Annotated in this window: 18 protein-coding genes and 1 pseudogene; 8 read left to right on the top strand and 11 right to left on the bottom strand. The window is 68.8% G+C overall.

Annotated elements, in window-relative coordinates; genetic code table 11:
* Positions 1-85 precede the first annotated feature (85 nt).
* The 3 genes from IM697_RS44730 to IM697_RS21930 form a co-directional block, all read right to left on the bottom strand.
* The gene (locus tag IM697_RS44730; protein ID WP_407699643.1) at positions 86-364 is read right to left on the bottom strand and encodes a GNAT family N-acetyltransferase; all 279 of its coding nucleotides are present in this window, start codon (positions 362-364) and stop codon (positions 86-88) included.
* Positions 365-666: 302 nt separating this feature from the next.
* Positions 667-2,640: a tyrosine-type recombinase/integrase gene (locus tag IM697_RS44725; protein ID WP_228044832.1), complete on the bottom strand. Its 1,974-nt coding sequence runs from the start codon at positions 2,638-2,640 to the stop codon at positions 667-669.
* Positions 2,600-3,655, bottom strand: coding sequence for a tyrosine-type recombinase/integrase (locus tag IM697_RS21930; RefSeq protein WP_194049394.1), 1,056 nt, complete (start codon positions 3,653-3,655; stop codon positions 2,600-2,602). Before IM697_RS21930 ends, IM697_RS44725 begins: the two co-directional genes overlap by 41 nt.
* 960 nt (positions 3,656-4,615) lie before the next feature.
* Between IM697_RS21930 and IM697_RS21920 the strand changes: the two are divergent.
* Positions 4,616-4,898: pseudogene (locus IM697_RS21920) on the top strand (hypothetical protein); the annotation flags it as partial.
* 552 nt (positions 4,899-5,450) lie between these two features.
* On the opposite strand, the gene IM697_RS21915 reads toward IM697_RS21920, so the two are convergent.
* Together IM697_RS21915 and IM697_RS21910 are read right to left on the bottom strand one after the other, a co-directional pair.
* Positions 5,451-6,425 carry a helix-turn-helix domain-containing protein gene (locus IM697_RS21915; protein ID WP_228044830.1) on the bottom strand — a complete coding sequence of 325 codons (975 nt, stop codon included), beginning with the start codon at positions 6,423-6,425 and terminating at the stop codon, positions 5,451-5,453.
* A gap of 125 nt (positions 6,426-6,550) precedes the next feature.
* Complete coding sequence (locus IM697_RS21910) at positions 6,551-8,014, bottom strand: SulP family inorganic anion transporter (RefSeq protein ID WP_194049392.1); 1,464 nt, start codon at positions 8,012-8,014, stop codon at positions 6,551-6,553.
* 565 nt (positions 8,015-8,579) lie between these two features.
* On the opposite strand from IM697_RS21910, the gene IM697_RS21905 reads away from it, so the two are divergent.
* The 4 genes from IM697_RS21905 (at position 8,580) to IM697_RS21890 (ending at position 10,633) form a co-directional block, all read left to right on the top strand.
* A complete protein-coding gene (locus tag IM697_RS21905) occupies positions 8,580-8,936 on the top strand; it encodes a hypothetical protein (protein ID WP_194049391.1) in 357 nt (118 codons plus the stop codon).
* A 58-nt stretch (positions 8,937-8,994) separates the two neighbouring features.
* Positions 8,995-9,414, top strand: a complete 420-nt coding sequence (locus IM697_RS21900) for a hypothetical protein (RefSeq protein ID WP_194049390.1) — start codon at positions 8,995-8,997, stop codon at positions 9,412-9,414.
* Between the two features lie 99 nt (positions 9,415-9,513).
* On the top strand, positions 9,514-9,642 hold the full coding sequence (locus tag IM697_RS45460; RefSeq protein ID WP_265582730.1) for a hypothetical protein: 129 nt from the start codon (positions 9,514-9,516) through the stop codon (positions 9,640-9,642).
* Between the two features lie 352 nt (positions 9,643-9,994).
* A complete protein-coding gene (locus IM697_RS21890) occupies positions 9,995-10,633 on the top strand; it encodes a maleylpyruvate isomerase family mycothiol-dependent enzyme (RefSeq protein WP_407699642.1) in 639 nt (212 codons plus the stop codon).
* 171 nt (positions 10,634-10,804) lie between these two features.
* On the opposite strand, the gene IM697_RS21885 is transcribed toward IM697_RS21890, so the two are convergent.
* Positions 10,805-11,233, bottom strand: a complete 429-nt coding sequence (locus IM697_RS21885; protein WP_194049389.1) for an alpha/beta fold hydrolase — start codon at positions 11,231-11,233, stop codon at positions 10,805-10,807.
* A 493-nt stretch (positions 11,234-11,726) separates the two neighbouring features.
* On the opposite strand from IM697_RS21885, the gene IM697_RS21880 reads away from it, so the two are divergent.
* Positions 11,727-11,906 carry a hypothetical protein gene (locus tag IM697_RS21880; protein ID WP_194049388.1) on the top strand — a complete coding sequence of 60 codons (180 nt, stop codon included), beginning with the start codon at positions 11,727-11,729 and terminating at the stop codon, positions 11,904-11,906.
* Between the two features lie 530 nt (positions 11,907-12,436).
* Positions 12,437-13,324, top strand: coding sequence for an endonuclease/exonuclease/phosphatase family protein (locus IM697_RS21875; RefSeq protein ID WP_228044828.1), 888 nt, complete (start codon positions 12,437-12,439; stop codon positions 13,322-13,324).
* Between the two features lie 224 nt (positions 13,325-13,548).
* Here IM697_RS21875 and IM697_RS21870 read toward each other — a convergent pair whose 3' ends face one another.
* The 3 genes from IM697_RS21870 to IM697_RS21860 form a co-directional block, all read right to left on the bottom strand.
* A complete protein-coding gene (locus IM697_RS21870; protein WP_194049386.1) occupies positions 13,549-15,945 on the bottom strand; it encodes a hypothetical protein in 2,397 nt (798 codons plus the stop codon).
* A gap of 542 nt (positions 15,946-16,487) precedes the next feature.
* Complete coding sequence (locus IM697_RS21865; protein WP_194049385.1) at positions 16,488-17,636, bottom strand: Glu/Leu/Phe/Val family dehydrogenase; 1,149 nt, start codon at positions 17,634-17,636, stop codon at positions 16,488-16,490.
* Positions 17,629-20,550 (bottom strand): FAD-binding and (Fe-S)-binding domain-containing protein, encoded by a 2,922-nt coding sequence (locus IM697_RS21860; protein WP_194049384.1) that lies wholly within the window; start codon positions 20,548-20,550, stop codon positions 17,629-17,631. The genes IM697_RS21865 and IM697_RS21860 overlap by 8 nt, the downstream gene beginning before the upstream one ends.
* 166 nt (positions 20,551-20,716) lie before the next feature.
* Between IM697_RS21860 and IM697_RS21855 the strand changes: the two genes are divergently transcribed.
* On the top strand, positions 20,717-21,637 hold the full coding sequence (locus tag IM697_RS21855) for a LysR family transcriptional regulator (protein ID WP_194049383.1): 921 nt from the start codon (positions 20,717-20,719) through the stop codon (positions 21,635-21,637).
* Positions 21,638-21,698: 61 nt separating this feature from the next.
* Here IM697_RS21855 and IM697_RS45455 read toward each other — a convergent pair whose 3' ends face one another.
* Positions 21,699-21,830 (bottom strand): hypothetical protein, encoded by a 132-nt coding sequence (locus IM697_RS45455; protein ID WP_265582729.1) that lies wholly within the window; start codon positions 21,828-21,830, stop codon positions 21,699-21,701.
* 2 nt (positions 21,831-21,832) lie between these two features.
* Positions 21,833-23,359, bottom strand: a complete 1,527-nt coding sequence (locus tag IM697_RS21850) for a sodium-dependent transporter (RefSeq protein ID WP_194049382.1) — start codon at positions 23,357-23,359, stop codon at positions 21,833-21,835.
* Between the last annotated feature and the right edge of the window lie 107 nt (positions 23,360-23,466).

The following is a 23,466-nucleotide window of genomic DNA, read 5'->3' as shown; positions in this document are numbered from 1 at the left end:
TATGGGCTACGGGGTCGTAGGCGCCACCGGGGAGTCCAGGAAGCAACGCAACGACGCTGGTGATGGTGGCCGCGGCAGGCGTTGGTCAGATCCAGCACGCCGACCGTCTGCCCCTCGCTCTTCTCACCGGTGAGCTGAACCCGAGTTTCTGGAAGAAGCCCTCGGGACCGTCTTCTCCGGACTCCCGCGTGAGGTGCATCTGGGTACCATCGCGGCGCCTGATTGCGGCGGCCACCGATTCGACAGCGAACCGGCCGACTCCGCGCCCCTGGGCATCGGGTATCACGTTGAGGCGCACGTGCCGGATCGGAAGTCGTCGCACGTGCGGTGCGCAGCAGGCGCTGCATCGCCTGCGGCCCGGCATGCCCGGCATGGTTCCAGCAGTTTGCACTTGATGCCTGACAGCAGGCCCAGGAGGTAGTCCCGGGCGGTGGGGTGCGGTTCCACCCGGGGCGAACCGGCCCGCGACCCGCCCCATCAGCTCATCGAAGATGACCCGCCAGCCGGCAAGCTCCACGCTGTGACCCGCGGCCACCACACGATCTTTGGTTGTCCTCACAAACACCAATGATCATGCGGTGGCCGTTTCAGAGCTACCAGGCGACCTATGCGATCGCGGCGCTCGTCATCGTTGGCGGCATTCTTCGTCTCGGTGCGCGGTCTCGATCAGGTGTTGTGGTTGCCGACGGCGTAGCGGTTCCAGGTGGCGCCGGCGTGGGCGACCTGGCGGGCGGTGCTCTTCTGGTGGAATCCGAGTGCGTCGGCGACGACCGGGGCCGGGACCTGGAGAACCAGTTGCCGCAGTGCGGAGACGCGGGCGTCGATGAGCGGGAACCCGAGTTGCCGCAGCCGGTCGGACAGGGTGCGGTAGGTGATCGGTTGGCCGGCGAGCCGGCCAGGGAACAGCCATCCCTGTTCGTTGCCCTTTGCCTCGGTTGCCTCTGCGGCGAGGCGGCGCAGCAGATGAGCGAACGGCTCGGGCACTGGTGTGGGCGGCTCACCGAGGTGGATGAACAACTCCCGACCGGATCCGGTGTCGGATTCGGTGATGTCCGCGGTGGTGAGGCAGTGGATCCGGCTCAGCGGTTGGGCGTAGAGCAGCAGCAGGCATACCGCTACCCGGATCGGCAGCGGCACGGTGTCGGTCGGGTTGTCGCCGGTTCCGTTCGGTGTGGTCGGGTCGGTGACGTAGCGGCGTAGCAGGGCCAGCCGGCGTTGTTGGGTGATGGTCTTGCCGGGCTTGAACACGACCTGGCGCACCACGAGGTGGCGGGGCAGGTGTCCGTGCTCGATTGCCCAGGTCTGGAAGCCGCGCACGCCTTGGCGTTGATGGACGCGGTGGCTGGTGTACCAGTTGTCGGTGTCGGCCTGGGTAACCGCCGCCGGGGCGATGTTGTTGTCGTGCAGCCAGGTGAGGAATGTCTGCGCTTGGGTGAACTGCTGGGTGGTGTAGAACTTCGCAGTCGGCCGTAGCGGTCGGGTGGCCGCTGTCGCCCGCAGTCGCGGCAGCTGGTGCCACAAAGCGAACTGGCGCAGCAGCCGCTCGTGGGGATGCTCGCCGAGCTGGCCGAGGCGGTGGTGTAGCCATACCTCGGTGTCGATCAGGTGCCGGTCGACCGGTGGCAGCACCCCGCAGGCGATCAGCCGGTGCCGCAGGCGCCCTCGATGGGCACCTTGCGGCGCAGAAGCAAGGTCGCCCGGGTATGCCGGAACCAGTGGGGGTCGAAGTTCGGTCCCGGTGTCGCGGCGGAGCCGCAGCACCAGGTCGTAGACGGCCGCGTAGGTCAGCGGACGCCCGTAGGAGCCGCCCCAGAGGTTGACGAAGATGTAGTCGCTGTCCAGGTCGCCGTACTCGCCGTGCAGATAGTCCGCGTCGAGCCGGATCACCTCGGGGCCGACCGGGATCGTGCGAGGCGAAGCGGACTTGGCCCGAGCCCGGTTGTCGTTGACCCGCGGCGTGACCGTCAACTCGCCCTCCGCCGCTGCCAGGTCCTCGTGCCGGAGCCCGAGCGCCTCACCGATCCGGATCCCCGTCTCCCACAGCAGCGCGAACAAGAACCGGTCCCGCAGCCGGGTGCAGGCGTCCAGGATCGCCTGGACCTGGGCAGCGGTCAGGATCGTCGGATGCGTGCGCGGCGCCTTCAGCTTGATCGTGCGACGCCGCTCGGGCTGGCCGCCGGCCAGGTGATACAAAAACGGCTTCCAGCCCGTGCGCCGGGCACGGACCGGCTGCAGCTCAGTGACGAGATCGCCGAGGTCCACACCGTGGCGTGCGTGGAAGACGTACAGACCACTGATCGCCGACAGCTTCCGGTTCACTGTGGTCACCCCGCAGTGATGCTCCGCCGACGGGAGCATCGTGACGCGGCCATCGCGGCCCGCGGGCGGCAGCCGGAGCCAGGCGACGAACTCGCCCAGGTCCTCCAGCCGGACCTCGCGCCAGTCCAGGCCCCGCCGGTCGAGGAAGACGAACCAGTCCTTCAGATCATGGGCGTATGCCTTGACCGTGTTCGGCGACCGCTCGATGTCGGTCAGGTAGGAGAGGTAGCGCTCGATCGGCTCGACTATGCCGCCCTCGTCGCCGAGCACGGTCCACGACTCAAGCGACGAGGCGGGCATCAGCACCCGTTGCACCAGCATCAGACCTCCTGGGGAACTGCGTGATGAACGGCGGTAGATAATCACCTCCACCACACAGATCTCCGCCCACCCCAGGCCCGTGCTGCACGTCAAGGACACAGTCCAGAGGACTCAAGAGAAGCTGGACGAACGCCGGGTCCGCGCCGTCCTCAATCTGGTGGGTGACGTGGCTGTGTCGCAGGCAGTGCGGCACGAGGTCGGAGTCCAGGCCGAGCGCATCGCGGTATTCGGCGAAGCGGTCCTCGATCTCCCGGGCCTGGAGCCGTCCGCCGCGCTCGGTCGGCCACAGGGCCGCTCCGACCGAAGCCCGGTAGCGGGTGCGGATGTTGGTGACGTAGTCCTCGACCGCGTCCACGGCCCAGGGCATGACGCTCAGGACCCTCCGCCGCTTCGGCGGCGACCCCTTCGACCGTTTGCCGTACCGGACGTGGAGGGAGCCGAACCGGCCCAGTTCCGGGGCCTTGGGATTGCGGTACCAGTCGGTGAGGTCGAGCTTCGACGTCTCCGTGCACCGCAGCCCCCACCCGTAGATGACCTTGTAGACCGTGGCATCCCGGTAGGCAGCAAGTGCCCCCTTGCGGCCGAGCCTGATGGCACGGTCGACCTGAGCGTCGGCGTATTCGAGGAAGAGTTGGATCTCCTCCCGCGTCATCGGCCGCCGGCCCGCCTCCGCCTCGTAGTCGACGAGATGGGCTGCGGTGTTCCACTCGTGGCAGATCTGCACCGGGTGCGTGCCGAACCGCAGTTCGCACTCCTGCGGCCACTGGTAGTGCGGCGAGGTGATGTAGTCGCAGAACAGGCGCACGGCGGTCTGATATCCGCGGATCGTCGACTCCGCGCGGTGGAGCTCAGCCATCAGATACGTCGTCCACTCGTCCATGGCGGCGGCAGACCAGTTCCACGGATACGCCTCGGCAAAGTCGTTGAACTGCCGTACCACGCGCAGCCGGTCGTTGATCGCCTTCGGCTGCAGGCGCCGGCCTCCACGCTGCTGACGCGTCCAGCCCTCCAACATCGCCTCAAACACGGTGTCTTCGGGGTGCAGCAGCGTCAGCCGTTCAGCAGCACAAGCCGGGCTGAGCCCTCACTCAGGTCGGTCGTCGTCACGCACCCCTCTTCCACTGGGTGCGCGAATCATGCATCAGATGAACGAGTCACAGCAAGAGTGCAGGTCAGAAGCCCGCTGCTAGCTCTTACAGGAGGTACCTTGATGCCGCAGATCACCAGCTCGGACGACTCCGAATCGTGCATCGGACGCAATTCCCCGGAGTCGACCAATACCGAAGCGTGGACGGAGTACGGCCGCCATCATCTCCAGCGTGCCACCGCTCTGGCGGAGGTGGAGCGGATCGATTTGGGGTCCTGGCGGTACCGGGCCGGGCGACGAGACCCTCGGCGACGTGCAGGGCCTGCGCATGCTGGACGTCGGGTGCGGGCTGGCCCGGCACGCCGCCCATCTCGCCCGCGATCGTGGTGCACGGGTGGACGCCATCGCCTCCTCGGCCACCCAGATCCAGCGCGCCCGCCTCCGTTACCCCCAGCTGACCGGGCTCAACCTGATGTGCCATACGACGTCATCTACTCCGTCAACGCCTTCCCCTTCATCGACCCGTACCGGCTGCTGCCTGCTCTGGCCGCAGCGCTCAAGCCCGGCGGACGCCTGTACTTCCTGGTCCAGTACGGACTGCTGGTAGAGACCATCACCGTCCTCGACGCCGCGGAGGAGACCAATCACGCCTCCTACCGGCTCTTCCATGTCCGCCGCCCGCCCCGCATCAAGTCCCGTCGGCGCCATCCTGCTCGGCCCGCACGGCCCGACGTCCACCTGCTCGGCACCCTCGTCGACCACGTCGGCAGCGTCGTGCGCATGACGGTGGGCGCCGTCGTCACCGCCTGGCGGCCCGACGTCTCTGGTGTGGTGATCCCGGCTGTCGGAGTCCAACGACCTCCACCTGCACGGCCGAGGCGTGGCGCTGATGCAACGGTGACCCTACTGGAGTTCGGTGCCCGCCCCGACCCGGCGTACCCGCTGGACGGCACGAGCGTCGCGGGCTACCCGCTGTGCGGCGAGGAGGAGTTGCAGGCCGATCTCGCCCCCGACGAGCCGGAGTTGCTCGCGGAACTCAAGGCTTCCTTGGGAGCGGATCGGCTCCGGGCTCCTGCCCCGCCCTACCCGAACCCCGGGAGGGCTGAAGGCGTCCGTCAGCACGGGTCGATGTACCAGATCGGGTCCCAGTTGTCGACACGTACTGGCGTAGGGCTGACCGGAATACTCTGAACGAGACCCCCGCTTCGGTCCAGCAGGCGGGCCACTGCCCCTCCTGTCTGGTTGTTGGCGGCAGCGCCGGCGCCCAGGAAGTTGGAGAGGGTACGGGTGCCACAATAGTAGAGGATGAATACACTGTGCTGGCCGTCGCCCTCACCGGCTGCAACGCACAGATATCCACCCGGGCAGTTCCTCAGGGCTGAGTTCCGCTGCTCCGTGCTGAAATTTCGCAGCACGGATTCCCTGGAGGAGTCAATCGGGCTCACCCCAGGGGTCCAGGCTGTTATTCCGACGTCAGACGCGTTTGATTGCCCCTCGCCTTTTGTCTCCGCTGCCCGCGCCGTCGGAACGGCGATCGACAATGCCGAGAAAAGGACGGTGAGCGCGGCGAAGAGGGCCGCAACCCCCTTCCGTGAGATGCGCGGCCTGTGTGCCGTAACCACCATGTTTGTTCGCCCTTCCGGCTGGCTCGTGTCTCCTTCATTCCTCATGACATGGTGAATGCCGAAACCGGGCTTGTCCTTAGTGGTGCGCGCACAGGTCTTTAGTCTGTGTGCACAGTCGCGCACTGCCTCCGGAACTCGCGCGGTGAAAGGCCGTAGGCCTTGCGGAAGGCCTGACTGAAGTGCGCGGGGCTGGTGAACCCCCACCGGGCGGCGATCGCGTGGATGGGGCGGGCGGTCGGCAGGGGGTCGGCGAGGTCGCGTCGGCACTGCTCCAGGCGTCGCTCGCGGATCCAGCCGGCGACGGTGTGTCCGTCCTGCTGGAACAGTTTGTGCAGGTAGCGCAGGGAGATGTGGTGAGCCGCGGCGATCGTGTACGGGGTCAGGTCCGGATCGGCGAGGTGGTCCCGGATGAAGGTGTGGATGCGGGCCAGCAGGGCGCGTTGCCGGGTGGGGGGCGGCACTGTGCTGGAGGAGTCCAGGGCGTCGGCCAGGGCTGTGGTCAGGACGTCGAGGGTGAGGGTGGCCAGGCGGGTCGTCTCGGACGGGCTGAACTCGTCCATGCGCTGCGCGAGTTGCCGTAGGAACTGGGAGGACAGTGCGCCGATGCCCCGGTCGCCCGGGATGCGTACGGCGCTCAGCCGCCTCAACTCCCGGTCGGGGAACGGCAGCAGAGAGCGCGGGAAGCGCAGGAGCAGCATCTGACTCACCGGGATGTGCGGCGTGTGCTTGACGAGGAAGGGGCGCGAGGTGTCGAACAGCATCAGGTCCCCCACGCGGAAGTCCGCCTGTCGGCCGTCGTGGGCCGCTATGCCGCCACCGTGCGCGATGAAACCCAGCTTGAACACCTCGGGGTCTGTCCGGCGGATGAGCTGGGGAGTGCGGTGCACCTCATGCGGCACCACGGTCAGCCGTGTCGCCTGCACTGGGCCGAAATCACTGATCCCGACCCGAGCCTCAAATCCGCCTGCCAACTGCGGATCGCAGCGCAAGTCGTAGGGCACCCACAGCTTCGCACTCACCTCCCGCCAGAATGCGAACCGCTCCCCCTCCGGAACATCAGCGGTGCTGATCATGTCCATGCCCCAGTGTCGACGCTGCAGCCTCGCCCCCTCACCGACCGAACCAGCCGAATTGGCGGCGGGGGTTCACCAGCCCCGCGCGAGACCTGTGCGCCCACCCATAACGACAGGAGGAACGTCTATGATCTTGCTTCAACGACGGTTTGCAGCTTGTCGCGTTGTTCCTCGTTCGCGAGTGTGATCAGCCTGTTCTCGACATGCGGTGGCAGGTCCTTGATTCCGAGCTTGACGCCTGACTTGTGCGAATGGTCGATAAAGGTCAGCAACGCCTTCGCCCCGGACAGGTCCATGTAGGTCACGTCCTTCAGGCTCAGCGACAGACTCGACCTGTCGTTGCGCAGCTTGGCGAAGACATGGTCGACCGACAGGAAAGACAGCGGCCCTTCGATGCGGTAGGTGTCGGCGCCATCGTGGACGATCGAGGCTTTCCGCCGACGCGACTTCGCGACATGAACGATGAGTGCCAGGCCGACGCCGACGGCGACGGCCACCGTCAGGTCGACGAGAACGGTGACGACCATGGTCGCGAACATTACGGCGACGTCCCCGCGCGGGGAGACGTGCGCCTGGCGCAGGCTCTCCCAGTCGAACATGCCGACTGCGGTGAGGATCAGGATCCCCGACAGCACCGCGAGCGGGATGTACTGGACGACAGCACCGAGGCCCACCACCAGGGCAAGCAGGATGACGCTGTGCGTGGCCGCCGACAGTGCGGTACGGCCGCCGCTGCGGACGTTGACGACGGACCTGACGGTCGCGCCGGCGCTGGCCAGGCCGCCGAACAGTCCGCTGGCGGCGTTGCCGATTCCCTGCCCGATCAGTTCCTTGTTGCTGCGATGCCGCTGGCCGGTGATGTTGTCCATGACGACCGAGGTCAGCAACGAGTCGATGGAACCCAGCAGAGCAATGCTCAGGGCAGGCAGGAGGAGGCTGAGCAGCTGCGATCCGCCGAGGTCCGGGACGGCGAACGAGGGAATCGACTCTGGGATCTTGCCTATGTAGTCGATCGCCGTGTTGAGCGGGACCGGTCCCATCCGCACGCCTTGCACCCACGAGTCCACGAGCCGCAGGAGCAGGGTCATGACCACCAGGGCGAGCAGACTGGCAGGGATCGACTTGATCACTCGCGCGGAGGCGAACATGAGCACAATCGTTCCTGCAACAACCAGGAAGCTCTTCTCCACTTGGTCCAGTTCGCCCAGGATGATGATCAACGCGATACCGCCCATGAACCCCGACACCACCGGGTGGGGAATGTAGCGGATGAGCGATCCGAGTCTGCACAGTCCGAACAGGATCTGAAACCCGCCGGCCATGACGAATGCGAGAAACGCGGCGTCAAGCCCGTGGTCGGCGATAACTCCGGTGGCGACGACAGTTATGGGGCCGGTAGGCCCGGTCACCTGGGCAGGCGTACCACCGAACAGGGGCGCGAAGAATCCGGCGAAGATTGCGCCGTACAGTCCGACGAGCGCGCCCTCGGAGGTGCCGGTCGCGGTGATACCGAATGCGATTGCCAACGGTAGCGCCACGACAGCCACCGTCAGCCCGGACAAAATCTCTCGCATGATGCGCTGGAACATCAGCCCCCACTTCGGTCGGCAACATGCTGAACTCACCCCACAGCGGGGCGAACTGCCGACCAGACTTCCCGGCACGCCGCCAGTAAAGATGACGTATAGACCGCATCAAGGCAAGGCCAAGGTCGCCATCTGAGATTTGCTCACGCCTCATCAGTCAGCGGTCTCGGCCGAGTCGCGGTGAGGTCTTGACGCTGTTGCGGGCGATGCGATGCCGGATGCCTCGGCGGGACCGGATGGCCGGTAGGCCCTTCAGGAGGGGGGTCAGGGCCTGGCTGTCGTGAACGTAGGCGCCGGAAATACGAGGTCAGCCGCTATGGGCTGTGTGACGGCGACCAATGAGGAACGGTCATGTTCCGATCACATTCGGCGCACGGAGGGGTCATGGACCGCTGTGAACCTCCTGTGTGTCCCCGTCACAGGTCCGACGGGTTCTCCTGACCCGAATCCCGAAAGGCACAGCATGTCCTTGCAGAAAAACGAGAATCGGAAGACGCGGCGGAACCGGGGGGCCCGGCTGACTCTGCGCGGTCTCGCCCTGGCGGGCGCGGGGGCCGTTCTGGCTACCATGATGTCCGCCGCGCCTGCGTCCGCCGCGACGGGCGCCGGCGGCACCCGGATTCAGCTGGGCACGGGCCTCCTGGGCGTCGGATGGGACGCCCAGTCGCCCAGGTACCTCAACACGATCAGGGGGAACTTCACCTCCCTCACGGGCGTGGGCAATCCGCGCATCCACGTCCGGGTCCTGGACGCCCAGAACAGGGAGATGTTCGGCAGGGACCGCTCGTGGAGCGGCAACCGGCGCGACGAGTACGCCACGTTCGAGGTCACAGTCCTAATGCCCCGCGACGCCTCGCGCGTCTGCGCCACCCTCTACGAAGCGGGCGGCTACATGGACACTGCTTGCGCCCCGGTCTACTTCTGAGCCCGGCACGCATCGGCCCGGATACTCCTTCCCCCTCTCCGAAAGGAAGAACGACAGCATGAAGCGCATGGCCGCCGCGATGGCCGCGGGAATCGTCCTGGCGGGAACCGCCTCCGCCTCCGCCTCCGCCTCCGCGGCCGCGGCCGCACCGCAGAACCGGAAGGTTTGCCAGTCGACCACCCTTTTCATTTCCCACACGTTGTGTGTGGACTTCCAGAACCAGTTGTTCGACGCCGACGTCGTGAGGATGGAGGTCCGTGCCTCCACCAGCACGGGCATGGGCCACTGGGAGCTGTTCGGCCCGCGCGGCACCATCAAGAACAGCCTGGACGGGGAATGGAAGGACCGCACGCATGACTGGTCCGGATACCAGGACGGTGCGCACGGTGACCTCTGGTGCGCGGTCTTCTGGAGGAATACCGGCGCTGGCTACATCAAGGGCACCCAGCCGCTGTGCGTGAGGGCGGGCGGCATCTGACCCGCCTCCCCGCACCCGCTCCCGGCTCCTCCACACGCCTGAGGGCCGCGAGCGGGCTGCGTCGGCCCTACCGCTCGCGGGCAGGAGCGATATGGCCTATTGGGCGATGACCGCAGTGATATTGCGCCGGCTGTCCGGGGCAACCGCGCCGTCCTGGCGCACCGCATGACCGGCGAGCAGCTCACCCTCGGTGCGGTGCTGGCACGGCTGGAGGAGCGGGAACGGTAGATCGCCACGCGGGCCGAAGCTGCCTGACCATCCGGCCTACCAGGAGATCATGACGGTGTTCGCCTCGGCCGACGCGCCGCTGTGGGCGCGGCAGGTGTGCGGGGCGATGGGCCTGGCCTGGAGATCGCGCCCAACACCATCAACAACACCCGCCCGAAACTCAATCGGCTCGTCCAACGCGGGATCCTGACCGGGACCGAGCAGGGCTTGTTCACCCATCCACGGCCGGTAAGTCGGGAGGCGGCGCGGGACACGGTGGCGCAGGTGGAGAACTGCTCTTCGCGATGAGGTTTGTGGCGATCGTGAGTCTGTAGCTCTACGAAAGCAACAAGCCGATCATCGAGGAGAGACGATGGCCATGGGAAGCCCGGAGCCCGTCAGAGATGTCTGGCCGATCGTGCATGCGGAGCGTGCGGCACTGATCCACGACCTTGAGGGTCTCGATGACAAGCAGTGGGAGCAGCCGTCACTTTGTGTGGGGTGGACGGTCCATGATGTCGTTGCCCACCTGGTCGACTCAGCTCGCACGACGCGTGTCGGCTTCGTGGCCCGCCTCGCCCGGGCACGGTTCGACTTCCACCGCCTGAACGCTCACGGTGTGGCGCACGAGCGCGGTGCCTCACCGCTGGAGACGTTGGCGCGGCTTCGTCAGGTGGCCTCGCGGAAGTCGACCCCTCCGGCGCCCCTTGACAGCCGGATCGTCGAGGAGGTCGTCCACGGTGAGGACATCCGCCGTCCCTTGGGACTCACCCGCCTCTACCCCCGGGATGCCGTCGTCAGGGCGCTTCGCCTGCAGGCTCACACCCCGGCGTCTTTCGGCGGCGCCAGGGAACTAGTGGCCCCTCTCCGCCTCACGGCAACCGACGCCGATGTGTCGATTGGCGATGGTCTGGAAGTGACCGGACCTGCGCTTTCACTGCTTCTCGCAATTACGGGACGGCGCGTGGCAGTCAACGACCTGGACGGCGAGGGAGTCGGTGCGCTGAGGTAGCCGACCTGACGATCGTGGCCTCGGGCTTGCCCAACCAGTTCGGGTGAGCCTCGGAGTGCTGGGGGGCAGACGTTCGTAGTCGCGTGCGTTGTGGCGGGCGCCTCATACCGCCCTCCGACTTCACGATCTTGCGCCTGGACGAGCCGCAGCGCCCAAGCGTGGTTGCGACAGCTACGTGCGTCCGCGTCCGCGTAGTAGCGGCCTGATGGTTCGGACGAGCTCGTCCGGGTGGTCGAACTGCGGCGTGTGCGAGCCGGGTGTCCGTACCACCTCGAACCCCGCCCGACCGGACAGCCACGCGGCGACCTCGTGGAAGACGCCCGGTGAATTCTCGCTGACCAGGACATGGGTGGGTGTGGTGATACCGGCGAATGCCGAATCGCCAGGGCGGTAGGCCTCGAACGTACCCAGCTCCATGCCGAGGAGCGTCTCACCGTTCGACGTGATTCTGTTGCGCAGGTCCGTGGGCACACGATCCCAGGTCGCATCGCCGGCCACGGGGCGGAAGAAGCGGTCGACAGCTCCTGGAGGACCGCCCTGGGCCACTCCCTCCTGAATGGCCGCCGCCACGCTTGCCTGCGCCGCCGCCGGGTCGGCCACGACCGAGATCATCGCAGGCTCGTGCAATACCGCGGAACGGACAGCGCCAGGGTGGCGGAGCAACAGGTCGAGGGCGAAGGTCGCCCGTAGCTGTTGCCGTACACAGCGGCGGGAGCGAGCCCCAGCTCAGAGAGAAGCGCCGCCGCGTCGTCGGCCTGCTCGGCCACCGACGTGGTCTCCCAGCCGTCTGGCCGAGGACTGCGCGAATTGCCTCGTCGGTCGTAGCCGCGCCGGAGATGAACATCACCGATGGGCCGGTGCCCCGCAGCTCGTAGTAGATGTCTGCCCCATTGACGGCGATCGACGGCACAACGACCTCCTCCGGCTCGGCCTTCCCGGCTCGGCAGGATGCTGCCAGTTCTCCTGGCACGCCGGACGGGGCGCGGCGAGCAGTGTCACCCGCGGGCGGGCGCGTCGAGCGGCCGAACGGCAGTGGGCTGCTGCTCCGTCCGCGTTTTCGTGATCACCAAGGGTTGTGTGGACCTTGAAGATCGTGCGGTGGCTGCGAGTCACAGCGTGGGCGCTCGGTGCCGTCATCGGCGTGCTGATCGTGGACGAGACCGACTCCCTGAGGAAGGGCACCGGCTCAGCCGACGTGCGGCGGCCGTTCACCGGCACCCCGGGGGGCGGATCGCTGTTCGCGCGGTTGCCGTGGCCGACCGCCGGGGGGTGAAGGGGCCGCGCCACTCCAATTGGGTCTAAATCGAGATCGGTGCCGATCGGCGCCGGCACCTGCTGATCCGCCGCGCCCCGGGCGGCGGCCGACTTGCCCTCCAGGAGCGCTTCCAGGCCGCGAAGGGTCAGGCATGCCTGGCCCGCTACCACGTCCGCCGCTGGGCCGCCTGGCATCGAGGACGGCGCAGCCGAACCGGCCCGCCCGTACCACCGACCTGATCGATCTGACCATCTCGGACCACTACCGGCGACGATGGAGGGCTTTGTGGAGAGGCTGATGGTGTTCAGCCCCCTGCGATGTGGTGCCGGGTCCACTGGCCGGTGTGGCACGCACGTGCGACAACCAGGGATCGCTACACGAACCCGCCGCACGCTGCCGACCGGCACGTCGCCGTCCGACGTCTGCGCCCTGTCCCGCCGGTCGCCGGTCGCCAGTCGCCGCCACCGGCCAGGCGATTAACTGGCGTCGGCAATAATCGACCGGCAGGGAACTCATGGGACCACGCAGGCCCTACGGGAGGAGATCGCGTGCCGGACGGCATAGGAGTGACGCGACACCAGGGCCTGAGGACCGCGGCGGCGGCCACCGCCGGGTCAACCCAGTCTGGCGCGGACGGCGAGCATCCGGGCGCGCTGAGCGTCATGACGTACAACCTGCGTGTCGCCCGCCCAACCGGCAGCAATCGCTGGGCCGTGCGGCGCCCGGTGATGCGGGAACTGCTGCGCCGGGAGCACCCCCACGTCATCGGTACCCAGGAGGGCCTCTACCGGCAGCTGCGGAGGATCCAGAAGGACATCGGCCCGCGCTACGACTGGATCGGCATCGGTCGTATGGGCAGCAGAAAGGACGAGTTCTCTGCGGTCCTCTACGACACCGGACGCCTGGCGCCGATCGAGTCCGACCACTACTGGCTCTCCGACACACCGTCCGTGATCGCGTCCAACACTTGGGGCGCGCGCTTCCCGCGTGTGGTGACGTGGATCCGGTTCAGCGACCTCGCCCACGAGGGCCGGGAGTTCTATGTCCTCAATACCCATCTGGACCACCGGAGCCAGTACGCGCGCGAGCGCTCCGCGGAGCTGATCCGCGAGACGATCGCCGCCTTCGACAGCTCCTTACCGGTCGTGGTGACCGGCGACTTCAACGTCGCAGCACACCACAACCCGGTCTACGACGCGATGTTGGCCGCCGGGCTCGTGGACACCTGGGACGCGGCGGGTGCGCGCGGGCCGCTGTACGCGACCTTCCACGGTTTCCAACCGCCGGAGCCCGACGGTCGTCGCATCGACTGGATCCTCACCACCCCCCGGGTGACCACACACTGGGCAGCGATCAACACGTTCGCGGTGAATGGCCGGTTTCCGAGCGACCACCTGCCGGTGCAAGCCTCGCTGGACCTGGGAACGCATCGCTGAGTATGCCGATCTCGGTCGCGACCGACCCCGAACTGGGACGTGGACAGCACCAGTGCGCCGTACGGCAAACTGCCGCACGGCGACGAACGGGCGGAGCGGATCGGAGCGGGCCACCGGCACCAAGCCAGGCTGTTGCGTGCCCCAAACCGCACTGACCTTCCCGGCAGTTGAATGCCGGTTCGCGACGCCGACTGACTGTGGAGGCGGTGCTCGATCCGGACGTCTCAGCGGCGTTGGATCCAGCTCACCGACGGAGTCACCCTGCGGCCGTCGGCCGTCGCCTCGATGGCCAGGGTGTGGTCCCGGCCTGTGCGCACCCGGCTCCCGGCCCGGATGGTGAAGGCGACCCGGGTGCGGTCCTGCGCCGGCACGCGCACGGCGGTCTGTTGTGCCGCCGACACCTCCCAGCCTTCGTCGACCCGGGCCCGAAGCTCGACGTACTGGTCGCGGTCGGCGAAGTTGTAGATCTCCAGCGTCATCCGGGTCGTGCGGCCGAGCCGGTAGCCGTGCGGCGGCGGGGCGTCGCCGTTGTCCTTGCCCGGCGCGGCGTTCCGGCCGGGCCAGCGCTGGTTGAGGACGACATGGTCGGCGGCGGACGGCCGCGGCGGCCCGGCCGATCCGATAGATCCGGCGGATCCGGCCGACGGACCGGACACGTCCGTATGTGCCGCGCGGGCGCTCCCGTCGGCAACCAGGTAGAGAGGGTCGGGCGTAAGGCGTAGCCGAACGGCGCCTGTGGTGTGCGCAGTCTCCCGGTGCCGGCCCATGACGTCGTACACCCGCACCCGGCCGGCCGGCACGGGGATCTCGTGCTCCGCGTCCTGCGGTGCGTCCGCCCACACCACCGTGACCGTGTGTCCGCGCCCGTCCGCGAAGACGTAGCCCGCCACGTCCGGCAGCGGCCGCTGGAAGCGTGCCTCGCCGAGCAGGCCGGCGAGCGCGGCGTGGGCGCTGTAGGCGGCCAGGGGAGAGAAGTCCCGGGCGAGCAGGGAGAACCAGACACCCTCGTCGTGCGTGGGCGGGCCGTCGAACCACAGCTGCCGGGCGTTGCCTTCCGCCAGCCCCTGCACCAAGGAGCGCACCAGGTAACGGGCCTGCGCCCGCTCCTGGTCCGCCGTGGGCTCGTGGCCCTGGGGGACGGTGAGGAAGACGCCCGACTCGGTCATCCACGCGGGCATGCCCTCCCAGCCGTGGGCGCGCAGCAGCTCGTGCTGTTCCTGTGCGGCGGCGGGGAACTGTGGGTTGTGCTGCTCGGCCGGGTCGGGGTAGCCGTGGAAGGCCCAGGCGTCGGCGTAGCGGGCCACCTCGCTGAGCAGCATCAGCCGCTGGAACGGGCTGCCCGCCTCGGCGATGCCGGGGAGTAGCACGGTGGGCCCGTCAGGCGCGGCGCGCAGGCCGAGGGCGAGGGCCTTGACGTAGGCCGCGTGGACGTCGCCGGTCGAGCGGGTGTCGTCGACGTCCGGCTCGTTCGACACCTGCACGACGTCGGAACCCTGTGCGTGCCGGGCCAGGTGGCGGCCGTAGCGGTAGGCGTCGCGCAGGTCGTCCGGCAGCGGCAGGGAGCGGACCGTCATGGCCCACTCGGGCGGCGCGGAGACCACCTCCAAGGTGCGCAGGCCGTGCGCCCGAAAGGCGGCGGTGACCCGGTCGTGCGACGTGGTGTCGTAGCTGCCCCGGCGCGGCTCGACGACCGGCCAGGGGGCGCCACCCCGTACGTACCCGGCGCCCATGGCACGCAGTTGCTCCGCGAAGCGGTCCAGGCGGGACGGCGGGATCAGGGAGAGTGCGAAGGCGTTCACTCCGAACCGGTCGGCCGCGCCCGGCACGGCCCGGTGCTCGGAGAGCACGGCGAACCGGGTCAGCAGGCCGCCGGCGCGCACCCGGTAATGGCCCGCCGGGAGTTCCGGCAGACGCAGCACGGCCGTACGCCGGCCCACGGCGAAGGCCGCCTCTGTCGCGACGACCTCCGCACCGAAGTAGTCCGTCACCCGGCAGGGCACACGCAGCGGCTCGGTCGCTCGCCCGTTGAGCCGCAGCCGCAACGCGCCCCCGTCCCACTCCACCTCAGCTACCTGCACCGGCACTCGTGTCAGGGTGAGTCGCTCCAGCCGGAGCCGGTATGCCATCCGGTCATCCAGTACGGCCTGCTCCTCGACGCGAACGGTGAGCGTGTTGCTGCCCTGGTGCAGCTCCACGTCCCGCCACACTGCCCGGCACAGGTCGCCACCCGCGTGCTCGGCCTCGTACCAGTGCGGCTGGGAGTGCGCCACCTCCCGGCAGGGCTCGCCGTTCACGCCGAGCGACACGTAGGAGCCGATCTGCGCGACCTGCGGATGCTCCACCGGCACCGTGGCCGTGGCCACCAGCCGGTACGTCCCCGCGGCCGCGGCCGACGCGGCGGTCACCTCGTACTCCGCGAACCAGCCCTCGCCCGGACGCTCCCGCGCATCCAGCTCCAGCCGGCCGCGGCGACGCGGTATGGTGCCGCGCACGGCGTCGCCGCCCCGCAGCTCGATCACCCCGCCGCCCGCGGCGGCACCCTGCCGCCCCGCACCCGCCGTGGCCACCGCCGCCCCTGCGGCGAGCCCGGCCTTCACCATCGCCCTCCGGTCGATCCCCATGCCTCAAGCAGACCCGCCGCCAAGAGCCCTCGGCATCCGCCGACAGGCTGAGCCACCCCGTAGGGGCAGGCCCGGCGGCGGCCGACCAGTGACCAGCTTGTTCAGCCGAGGGACAGGGAGATGTCGTCCGTTGAAGCATGGCCAACAGGCGCGCACGATGCGGGCAAGGTGCTCGCGCACGGTGACTTCGGCCCTCAGGGCGCCTACGGCGGTCCCGTGCCACCCTGGTCGGTCCGCCAGGCCGATGACAGGAGTGGGCTGCCGCAACAGCAGGCTGGCAGGAGTAGTACAGGATTCCCAGCCCCTGGGCGAGTTGGCCGCTTCCTGGACAGCCGGCTGCGAGTCCTCGCTGCGCGAGCGGCGCGGGCGGGAACTGTAAGCGGGCCTCCGGTGCCGGGCCGGACCACCAACTGGTCTTCACCGACCGAGTGCTGGTCACCCTAGCGGTGCTGCGCCTCGGGACGAGCTGTCGTGGGTCGTCGTCCTCGTTGTCGATGCGTGGAACGCCAAGTGCGGTGTGCGCTGCCATGGCCCCGTCGACATCAGGCGAGGGGAATGCGTCCCTTGCTGCGCATCGCGGTGCGGACGCGTGCTTCGGCCAGGTCGCGGCCGGCGGTGTGCGGGGTGACCTCTCGGCGTCGGGCCTCCTCGAGAACGGTGATCGTGTTGGTTCGCAGCCTGGACGAGATGGTCTCGAAGATGGCGGCGGTGTCGGGCCGGAAGCCGGAGTGACGGGAGTCCATGGCGAAGGCGGCCGCGACGACCCCACCCGCGTTGGCGACGAAGTCGGGGATCACGGATATGCCGCGCTCGGCGAGGATGTCCTGTGCCTCGGGTGAGGTGGGCAGATTGGCGCCTTCGACGACGAGTCTGGCCTTGATCCGCTGGGCGGTGGCGCGGTCGATGACGTCCTGCAGTGCGGCGGGCACGAGAATGTCGCAGTCCACGGTGAGTTCGCCGCCCGGGGGCAGGGGGGTTCCGTGCTGGTGTCGGGTGACGAAGTGGTCGCCGTGTTCGTCGCGGGCGGCCAGGAGGCCGGCCACGTCCAGGCCGGTCGGATCGTGCAGGGCTCCGTGGGCTGTGGAGACCGCCACGACGGTGGCGCCCAGTTCGGAGAAGCGCTGGGCCGCCGCGTTGCCGACGGCGCCGAAGCCCTGGATGGCGACGCGGGAACCGGTCAGGGGCAGGTCCTGGTACTGTGCCGCGGCGTCGGCCGCTTCGGCGACCCCGTAGCCGGTGACGCCGAGCTTGTCGTAGGCGACGCCGCCGAGGTGTTCGGGGGTGCCGACCGCGGCACCGCGGTCACCGAGTTCGTCCTGGATGATGGCGGCATCGCTCTCGGTCAGCCCCATGTCCAGTCCCATCACGTACTCGCGGGGCACCTCGTTGGACAGCGCGCGGGCGAACGCACGCAGGACCGCTTCCTTGTCGCGGGAGGAGGGGTCGGCGACGATGCCGGCCTTCGCACCGCCGTAGAAGAGGTCGACACTCGCCCACTTCCAGGTCATCACGCGGGCCAGGCGGGCCACTTCGCCGACGGTCACGTGCGGACTCATCCGGGTGCCGCCCTTGCCGATGCCCCGGGCGGTGTTGTCGACGACCAGGACGCCCTTCATGCCGGTACGTCGGTGCGAGACGACGACGATCTTTTCCGGGCCCCAGTCGTCGACGAGGGACAGTGCGTCAGTCACGGGCGGTTCCTTGTCCGTTGGCGAGGTTGGAGAGGGCGTCGGCGATGAGCTGTGCGAGATGCGTACCGGTGCGGTCGGTTCGCTGGGCGATCTGGGTACGGCAGCTGAAGCCGTCGGCGAGGATGTGCGTGTCGGGAGCGGTGGCTCGTACGGCGGGCAGCAGGACCTGCTCGCCCGCCGCCACGGAGACGTCGTAGTGGCCGCGTTCGAAGCCGAAGTTGCCGGCCAGGCCGCAACAGCCCGCATCCAGCACGGTGTTGTCGACGCCCATCCGGTGCAGCAACGTGCTGTCGGCGCCGAAACCGGAGGTCGCGTGCTGGTGGCAGTGGGTCTGGCTGATGGACCGGGCCTTGATGTGCGGGGGGTGCCAGTCGGTGGCGTGGTGGACGAGGAGTTCGGCGAGGGTGACGGTGGCCCGGGCGAGGGCGCGCGCGTCTTCGTCGCCGTCGAGGAGTTCGGGCAGGTCGGTCCGGAGGGCTGCCGTGCAGCTGGGTTCCAGGCCGACGACCGGGACGCCCGCGCCGAGCGCCGGGGCGAGGGCGGCGATCGTACGTCGGGCGATGCGGCGGGCGACGCCGAGTTGCCCGGTGGTGATCCAGGTCAGTCCGCAGCACTGGGTGCCGTCGGGGACCTGGACGCGGAAGCCGGCGTTCTCCAGCACGGCCACCCCGGCTTTCAGGACGTCCGGGGTGAAGTGGTTGTTGAACGAGTCGACCCACAGCAGGACCGGCCCTCGGTGCCCGTCGCCTTCGGGTGCGCGGGTGCGGAACCAGGACAGGAAGGTCCGTGGGGCGAAGCGCGGTATCTCCCGTTCCGCCGCGATGCCGCCCAGGCGTTTGACCAGGGGCGCCGCCCGGGACGACGTCAGCGCGTTGACCAGCCGTGGCATGCGCGCGGCCGGCCGGGACAGCAGGGGCAGCCAGCCCATGGTGTAGTGCGAGGCGGGCCGCACGCGCCCCTGGTAGTGGTGGTGCAGGAACTCCGACTTGTACGTGGCCATGTCCACCCCGACCGGACAGTCGGCGCTGCAGCCCTTGCAGGACAGGCACAGGTCGAGGGCGTCCCGGACCTCGCGGGAGCGCCAGCCGTCCGTGATCACTTCGCCCTGCGTCATCTCGTACAGCAGCCGGGCCCGGCCGCGGGTGGAGTCCTTCTCGTCCCGGGTGACCCGGTAGCTGGGGCACATGACGTCGCCGCGAGGAGCAGTGGTACGGCATTTGCCGACGCCGACGCAGCGGCGGGTGGCCTTGGCGAAGTCACCGTCGTCGGTGTGGAAGGGGAACACGGTCGTCAGGGGCAGTGGCGTGCGGTGCGGGCCGACCCGCAGGTTGCCGTCCACGGGGAGTGGCCGGACGATCATGCCGGGGTTGAGGCCGTTGTCGGGGTCCCAGATGTTCTTGAACTCCTCGAACAGGGCGATGACACCCGGCCCGTACATGAGCGGCAGCAGCTCCGACCGCGCCTGGCCGTCCCCGTGCTCGCCCGACAGCGAGCCCCCGTGCGCGGCGACGAGCTGGGCGGCCTCGGTGACGAAGGCGCGGAAGACGGCCGTACCGTGCTCGGTGGTGAAGTCGAAGTCGATGCGCACATGCAGACAGCCCTCGCCGAAGTGCCCGTAGACGGCACCGTGGAGTCCGTGCCGGTCCAGCAGGCCGGTGAACCGGCGCAGGTAGGGGCCCAGTCGGTCGGGTGGGACGGCCGCGTCCTCCCAGCCGGGCCAGGCTTCGGAGCCGTCCGGCATACGGGTCGCCAGCCCCGCTCCGTCCTCGCGGATCCGCCACAGCCGGCGGGCGCGTACGGGGTCGGTGATGACGTCGCCGCCGGTGAAGCCCGGGCACTCGTCGGCGGCCTTGGTCAATTCCCTGGCCCGGTCGGGTAGTTCGTCCTCGCTGCCGCCGAGTTCGGCGAACAGCCAGGCCGACGCGGAGGGGAGGGTGTCGATGGCCGCGCGGGTCTCGGGCCGGGTGACGATGTCCGTCAACGCCTGGTCGAGTCCTTCGAGTGCGAGCAGTTGGTGGCCCAGGAGGGCGGGCACCGCATCGGCGGCCGCGCAGGCGTCCCGGAAGCCGAGCACGACCAGAGCTCGTGCCGGTGGGGGTGAGATGAGGCGGACGGTCGCCGAGAGGACGACGGCCAGCGTGCCCTCGCTGCCGACGAGGGCCCTGGCCAGGTTGAACCGGCGCTCGGGCAGCAGATGTTCAAGTGCGTAGCCCGACACCTGGCGCGGGAACGTCCCGAGTTCGGTTCGCAGCGTGGCCAGGCTTCTGCGGGCGAGGCGGTACAGGGAGGCGATGAGCCTGCCGCGCTCGTCGTCCACGGCGATGGCCTCGTCGATCTCGTCCTGGGTCATCTCGCCGAGGCGGACCACGGTGCCGCGGTAGGTGACGACTTCGAGTTCCACGACGTTGTCCGCGGTGCGGCCCCAGGCCACGGAATGGGTTCCGCACGCGTTGTTGCCGATCATGCCACCGAGCGTGCAGCGGCTGTGGGTGGACGGATCGGCGCCGAACAGCAGGCCGTGCTCGGCGGCGGCCGCCTGGAGATCGTCCAGGACGATGCCCGGCTGCACCGTCGCGGTGCGTGTCTGCGGGTCCAGGGCGAGCAGCCGGTTGAAGTAGCGGGAGAAGTCGAGCACCACACCCGGGCCGACGGCCTGACCGGAGGTGCTGGTGCCCGCGCCGCGGGCGGTGACCGGCACTCCCAGGCGGCGGCACACGGAGAGCGCGTTGAGGACCTGCTGCCGCGCGCGCGGGAAGACCACGGCCAGCGGGACCTGCCGGTAGTTGGAGGCATCGGCGGAGTACTGGGCCCGACGGCCGGCGTCACCGGCGACTTCGCCGCATTCGCCCCGGTCGAGGGCTTCGGTCACAGCCGCCGCGTCGAGGCCGACGTGGCCTTGTACTGTCGTGGTCACCGTGCTCGCTCCTTCCGCCCTCACCGGTCGTGTCCGACCCGGCTGTCACACGATCTGTGGGGATCGAGGTGCTTCACAAGAACCAGCAGAGCGATAGTTTTCGCTCTTGAGGGCAAGTAATTCTTGTGCTCGGACCTCTGCATCACCGTTCCCCGAGGAGCCCGCGTTGCTGAAGCCCCTGCATCTCCTCACGCTGCAAGCCGTGGTCAGGAGCGGTTCGTTCGCCTTCGCGGCCCGCAGCCTCGGCTATACCGCCTCCGCGATCTCGCAGCAGATCTCCGCCCTGGAGAAGGAGACCGGGCTGGTCCTGTTCGAGCGGGAGGCGCACGGGATCCGTCCGACGGCCGCGGCCCACCGCCTGGTCGACCTCAGCACCCGGGTGCTGGCCGCCATGGACGACCTGGACCACCAGGTACGGGAACTCGCCACCGGAGCCACCGGGCGGCTGAGGCTGGGCAGTTTCCCGACGGCGAGCGTCCGGCTGGTGCCTCCCGCGCTGTCGGCGCTCGTCGAAACCCACCCGCGGGCGCGGATCCAGCTCGAGGAGGGCGAACCCGAAGAACTCGTGGACCTGCTCGGCAGTGGTGACCTGGACATCGCTCTGGTCTACGAGTACGGGCTCAGCCCTCGGCAGTGGCCCGACGGACTGACCCGTCACCGCTTGCTGCACGAGGACCTCGTCCTGCTGCGGCCCTGGGGCAGCGGTCCGTGCGCGGGCCTCTCGCAGCTGGCCGAGGCCCGCTGGATCACCAGCCGGGAGGGCACCGCCGGGGCCCGGTCGCTGATCCGGCTGTGCGCGGCCGCCGGATTCGACGCGGAGGTCGCGTTCCGCAGCAACAACTACAACGTCGTACGGGAGTTGGTGTCCGCACGACTCGGCGTGGCGGTCGTTCCGGCGCTCGGCCACGTACCCAGTGAGGAGATCGAGGCCGTCCGGCTCACTCAGCGCTCCGCGCATCGCCAGGTGATGGCACTGCACCGCAGCGAGAACAGCAATCCTCTGCTCGGCACGGTGCTCGGCGCCCTGCGGCGCGCGGTGCCCACCGGTGAGCCGTATCTGCACCCGGCCGAGGAGCCTGAATCGTGATCCTCCCCGGTGTCCCGGGCCGGGGAGGACCGCGTCGTCGGCGCGGGAGCCGGCGGTCGGCTCACTCGGTGTGCCGCTCGATACCGCCGGCCTTCTCCTTGTCCTTGCGCCACGCGGCGTAGCTCAGCCAGACCACGGCGAGCACGGTCCCGCCGAAGAGAACCAACGTCCAGATCAGGGTTTCCGCGTCCATGGTCAGACCTCCTCTTCCCGGTGGGCGGGCGATCGTTCGTCGCCGTCGGCGGTGAGCGGGCTACGGCTCAGCCTCCGCGAGAACAGGTTGTTGAGCAGCAGCATCACGACAAGGAGCGCCGTCCACTGGAGCACCATCGTGCCGATGCTGAACGTCTGGAGCGGGTCGTACCAGGTCTGCGAGTCATCGGTGACGGAGAGGTACATGAACCAGCCGAACACCGCACCGAACATCAGCGGGAAGAGTGCGATCAGGACCTTCCACCAGGCACCGACCGTGAAGTCGCTCGTGAGGTCCAGCTCACGGCGTGCACGCTCCAGGCCGTAGCGCATCATGGCGATCGCGGCGAACAGTCCGCTGATCAGCAGCCCGACGCCCCAGACGTTGTCCTGGTTGGTCAGCACGTCCAGGTCGAGCGCGGAGGGGATGCCGCCGACGAGCGTGACGAGGACGATCGCGACAACGGCCGTCTTGCGCTGGATGCCGAAGTCCATCACGTTGCGCACGGCGAGTTCCATCATGGCGATCAGGCTGGACAGGCCGGCGAGCACGAGCACGAGGAAGAACAGCGGCGCGAAGACCCATGTGCCGCCGGGCATCTGGCCGAACAGCGCGGCGAGGTACACGAACATCAGCCCCTGGTCCCCGGCCGCGACGGCGTCCTGCGCATACTGCGGCGACTGCACCGCGAAGACCGTGCAGATGACCGCGATCCCGGCGAGGAGTGAGGCCAGGTGGTTGCCGGCGACCACGATTCCCGCGTTGAGCGCGAAGTCCTCCTTCTTGCGCATGTACACCGAGTAGGTGAGGTAGAGGCCCCAGCCGGCACCGGTGGAGAAGGCCATCTGCACAAACGCGCCGAGCCACATCTCACCGTCGAGCATCCTGCCCCAGTCGGGCACGAACAGGTAGCGCAGCCCCTCGCCGGCCCCCGACAGGGTCATCGCACGGGCCGCGAGCAGCACCAGAATGACGAACAACAGCGGCACGGTGATCTTGAGTACGGCTTCCAGGCCGCCCTTCAGGCCGCGGATCACCACGAAACCGACGAGGAAGGCCGCGAGCACGTGGAACAGGATCGTCTGTGCCGGACTCGCGACGAAGCCGTCCCAGAGTTGCTGGGTCTGCCGTCTGTCGACACCCGAGGCGAACTTGCCGCTGACCGCGTAGACGAAGTAGCGGACCGCCCAGCCGCAGATCACCGTGTAGTAGAAGAGGATGCCGACCGTGACCACGCCCATGAATCCGCCCATCCAGGCGAATTTCCGGCCCATGAAGTGGCGGAAGGCCCCGATGGTGCCGAGCCGGCTGCGGGACCCGAGCAGTGACTCCGCCATCAGCAGCGGGACGGCCCAGACCAGGTTGGCGAGCACCAGGGCGATGATGAACACGCCGCCACCGCCCGCTCCGACGTCGCGGGGGAATCGCCAAATGTTGCCGGTGCCCACCGCCATTCCGATGGCGGCGGCCACGAACGCGAAGCGGCTGGAGAACACCTCTCGCTTCGCACCGGATGTCTGACGCGCCATGATCAGGCTCACTCCGTTCGGCCAGAGGGGACTCTGGCCTGAAACCATCACTCACCGTCGACGATCGATGAAAGACGCTTCAGCGCGAGAACTTGCGACGCTGAGGC

It is taken from the genome of Streptomyces ferrugineus (assembly GCF_015160855.1).
Classification (GTDB): domain Bacteria; phylum Actinomycetota; class Actinomycetes; order Streptomycetales; family Streptomycetaceae; genus Streptomyces; species Streptomyces ferrugineus.
This window is presented reverse-complemented; position numbering and strand designations above follow the sequence as displayed.

Excerpts from the sequence above, each read along its gene's own strand:
- IM697_RS44730 (WP_407699643.1), bottom strand. The coding sequence starts at position 364 with ATGCCGGGCCGCAGGCGATGCAGCGCCTGCTGCGCACCGCACGTGCGA.
- IM697_RS44725 (WP_228044832.1), bottom strand. The coding sequence starts at position 2,640 with ATGCTGGTGCAACGGGTGCTGATGCCCGCCTCGTCGCTTGAGTCGTGG.
- IM697_RS21930 (WP_194049394.1), bottom strand. The coding sequence starts at position 3,655 with ATGTTGGAGGGCTGGACGCGTCAGCAGCGTGGAGGCCGGCGCCTGCAG.
- IM697_RS21915 (WP_228044830.1), bottom strand. The coding sequence starts at position 6,425 with ATGATCAGCACCGCTGATGTTCCGGAGGGGGAGCGGTTCGCATTCTGG.
- IM697_RS21910 (WP_194049392.1), bottom strand. The coding sequence starts at position 8,014 with ATGTTCCAGCGCATCATGCGAGAGATTTTGTCCGGGCTGACGGTGGCT.
- IM697_RS21905 (WP_194049391.1), top strand. The coding sequence starts at position 8,580 with ATGATGTCCGCCGCGCCTGCGTCCGCCGCGACGGGCGCCGGCGGCACC.
- IM697_RS21900 (WP_194049390.1), top strand. The coding sequence starts at position 8,995 with ATGAAGCGCATGGCCGCCGCGATGGCCGCGGGAATCGTCCTGGCGGGA.
- IM697_RS21890 (WP_407699642.1), top strand. The coding sequence starts at position 9,995 with ATGGCCATGGGAAGCCCGGAGCCCGTCAGAGATGTCTGGCCGATCGTG.
- IM697_RS21870 (WP_194049386.1), bottom strand. The coding sequence starts at position 15,945 with ATGGGGATCGACCGGAGGGCGATGGTGAAGGCCGGGCTCGCCGCAGGG.
- IM697_RS45455 (WP_265582729.1), bottom strand. The coding sequence starts at position 21,830 with ATGGACGCGGAAACCCTGATCTGGACGTTGGTTCTCTTCGGCGGGACC.
- IM697_RS21850 (WP_194049382.1), bottom strand. The coding sequence starts at position 23,359 with ATGGCGCGTCAGACATCCGGTGCGAAGCGAGAGGTGTTCTCCAGCCGC.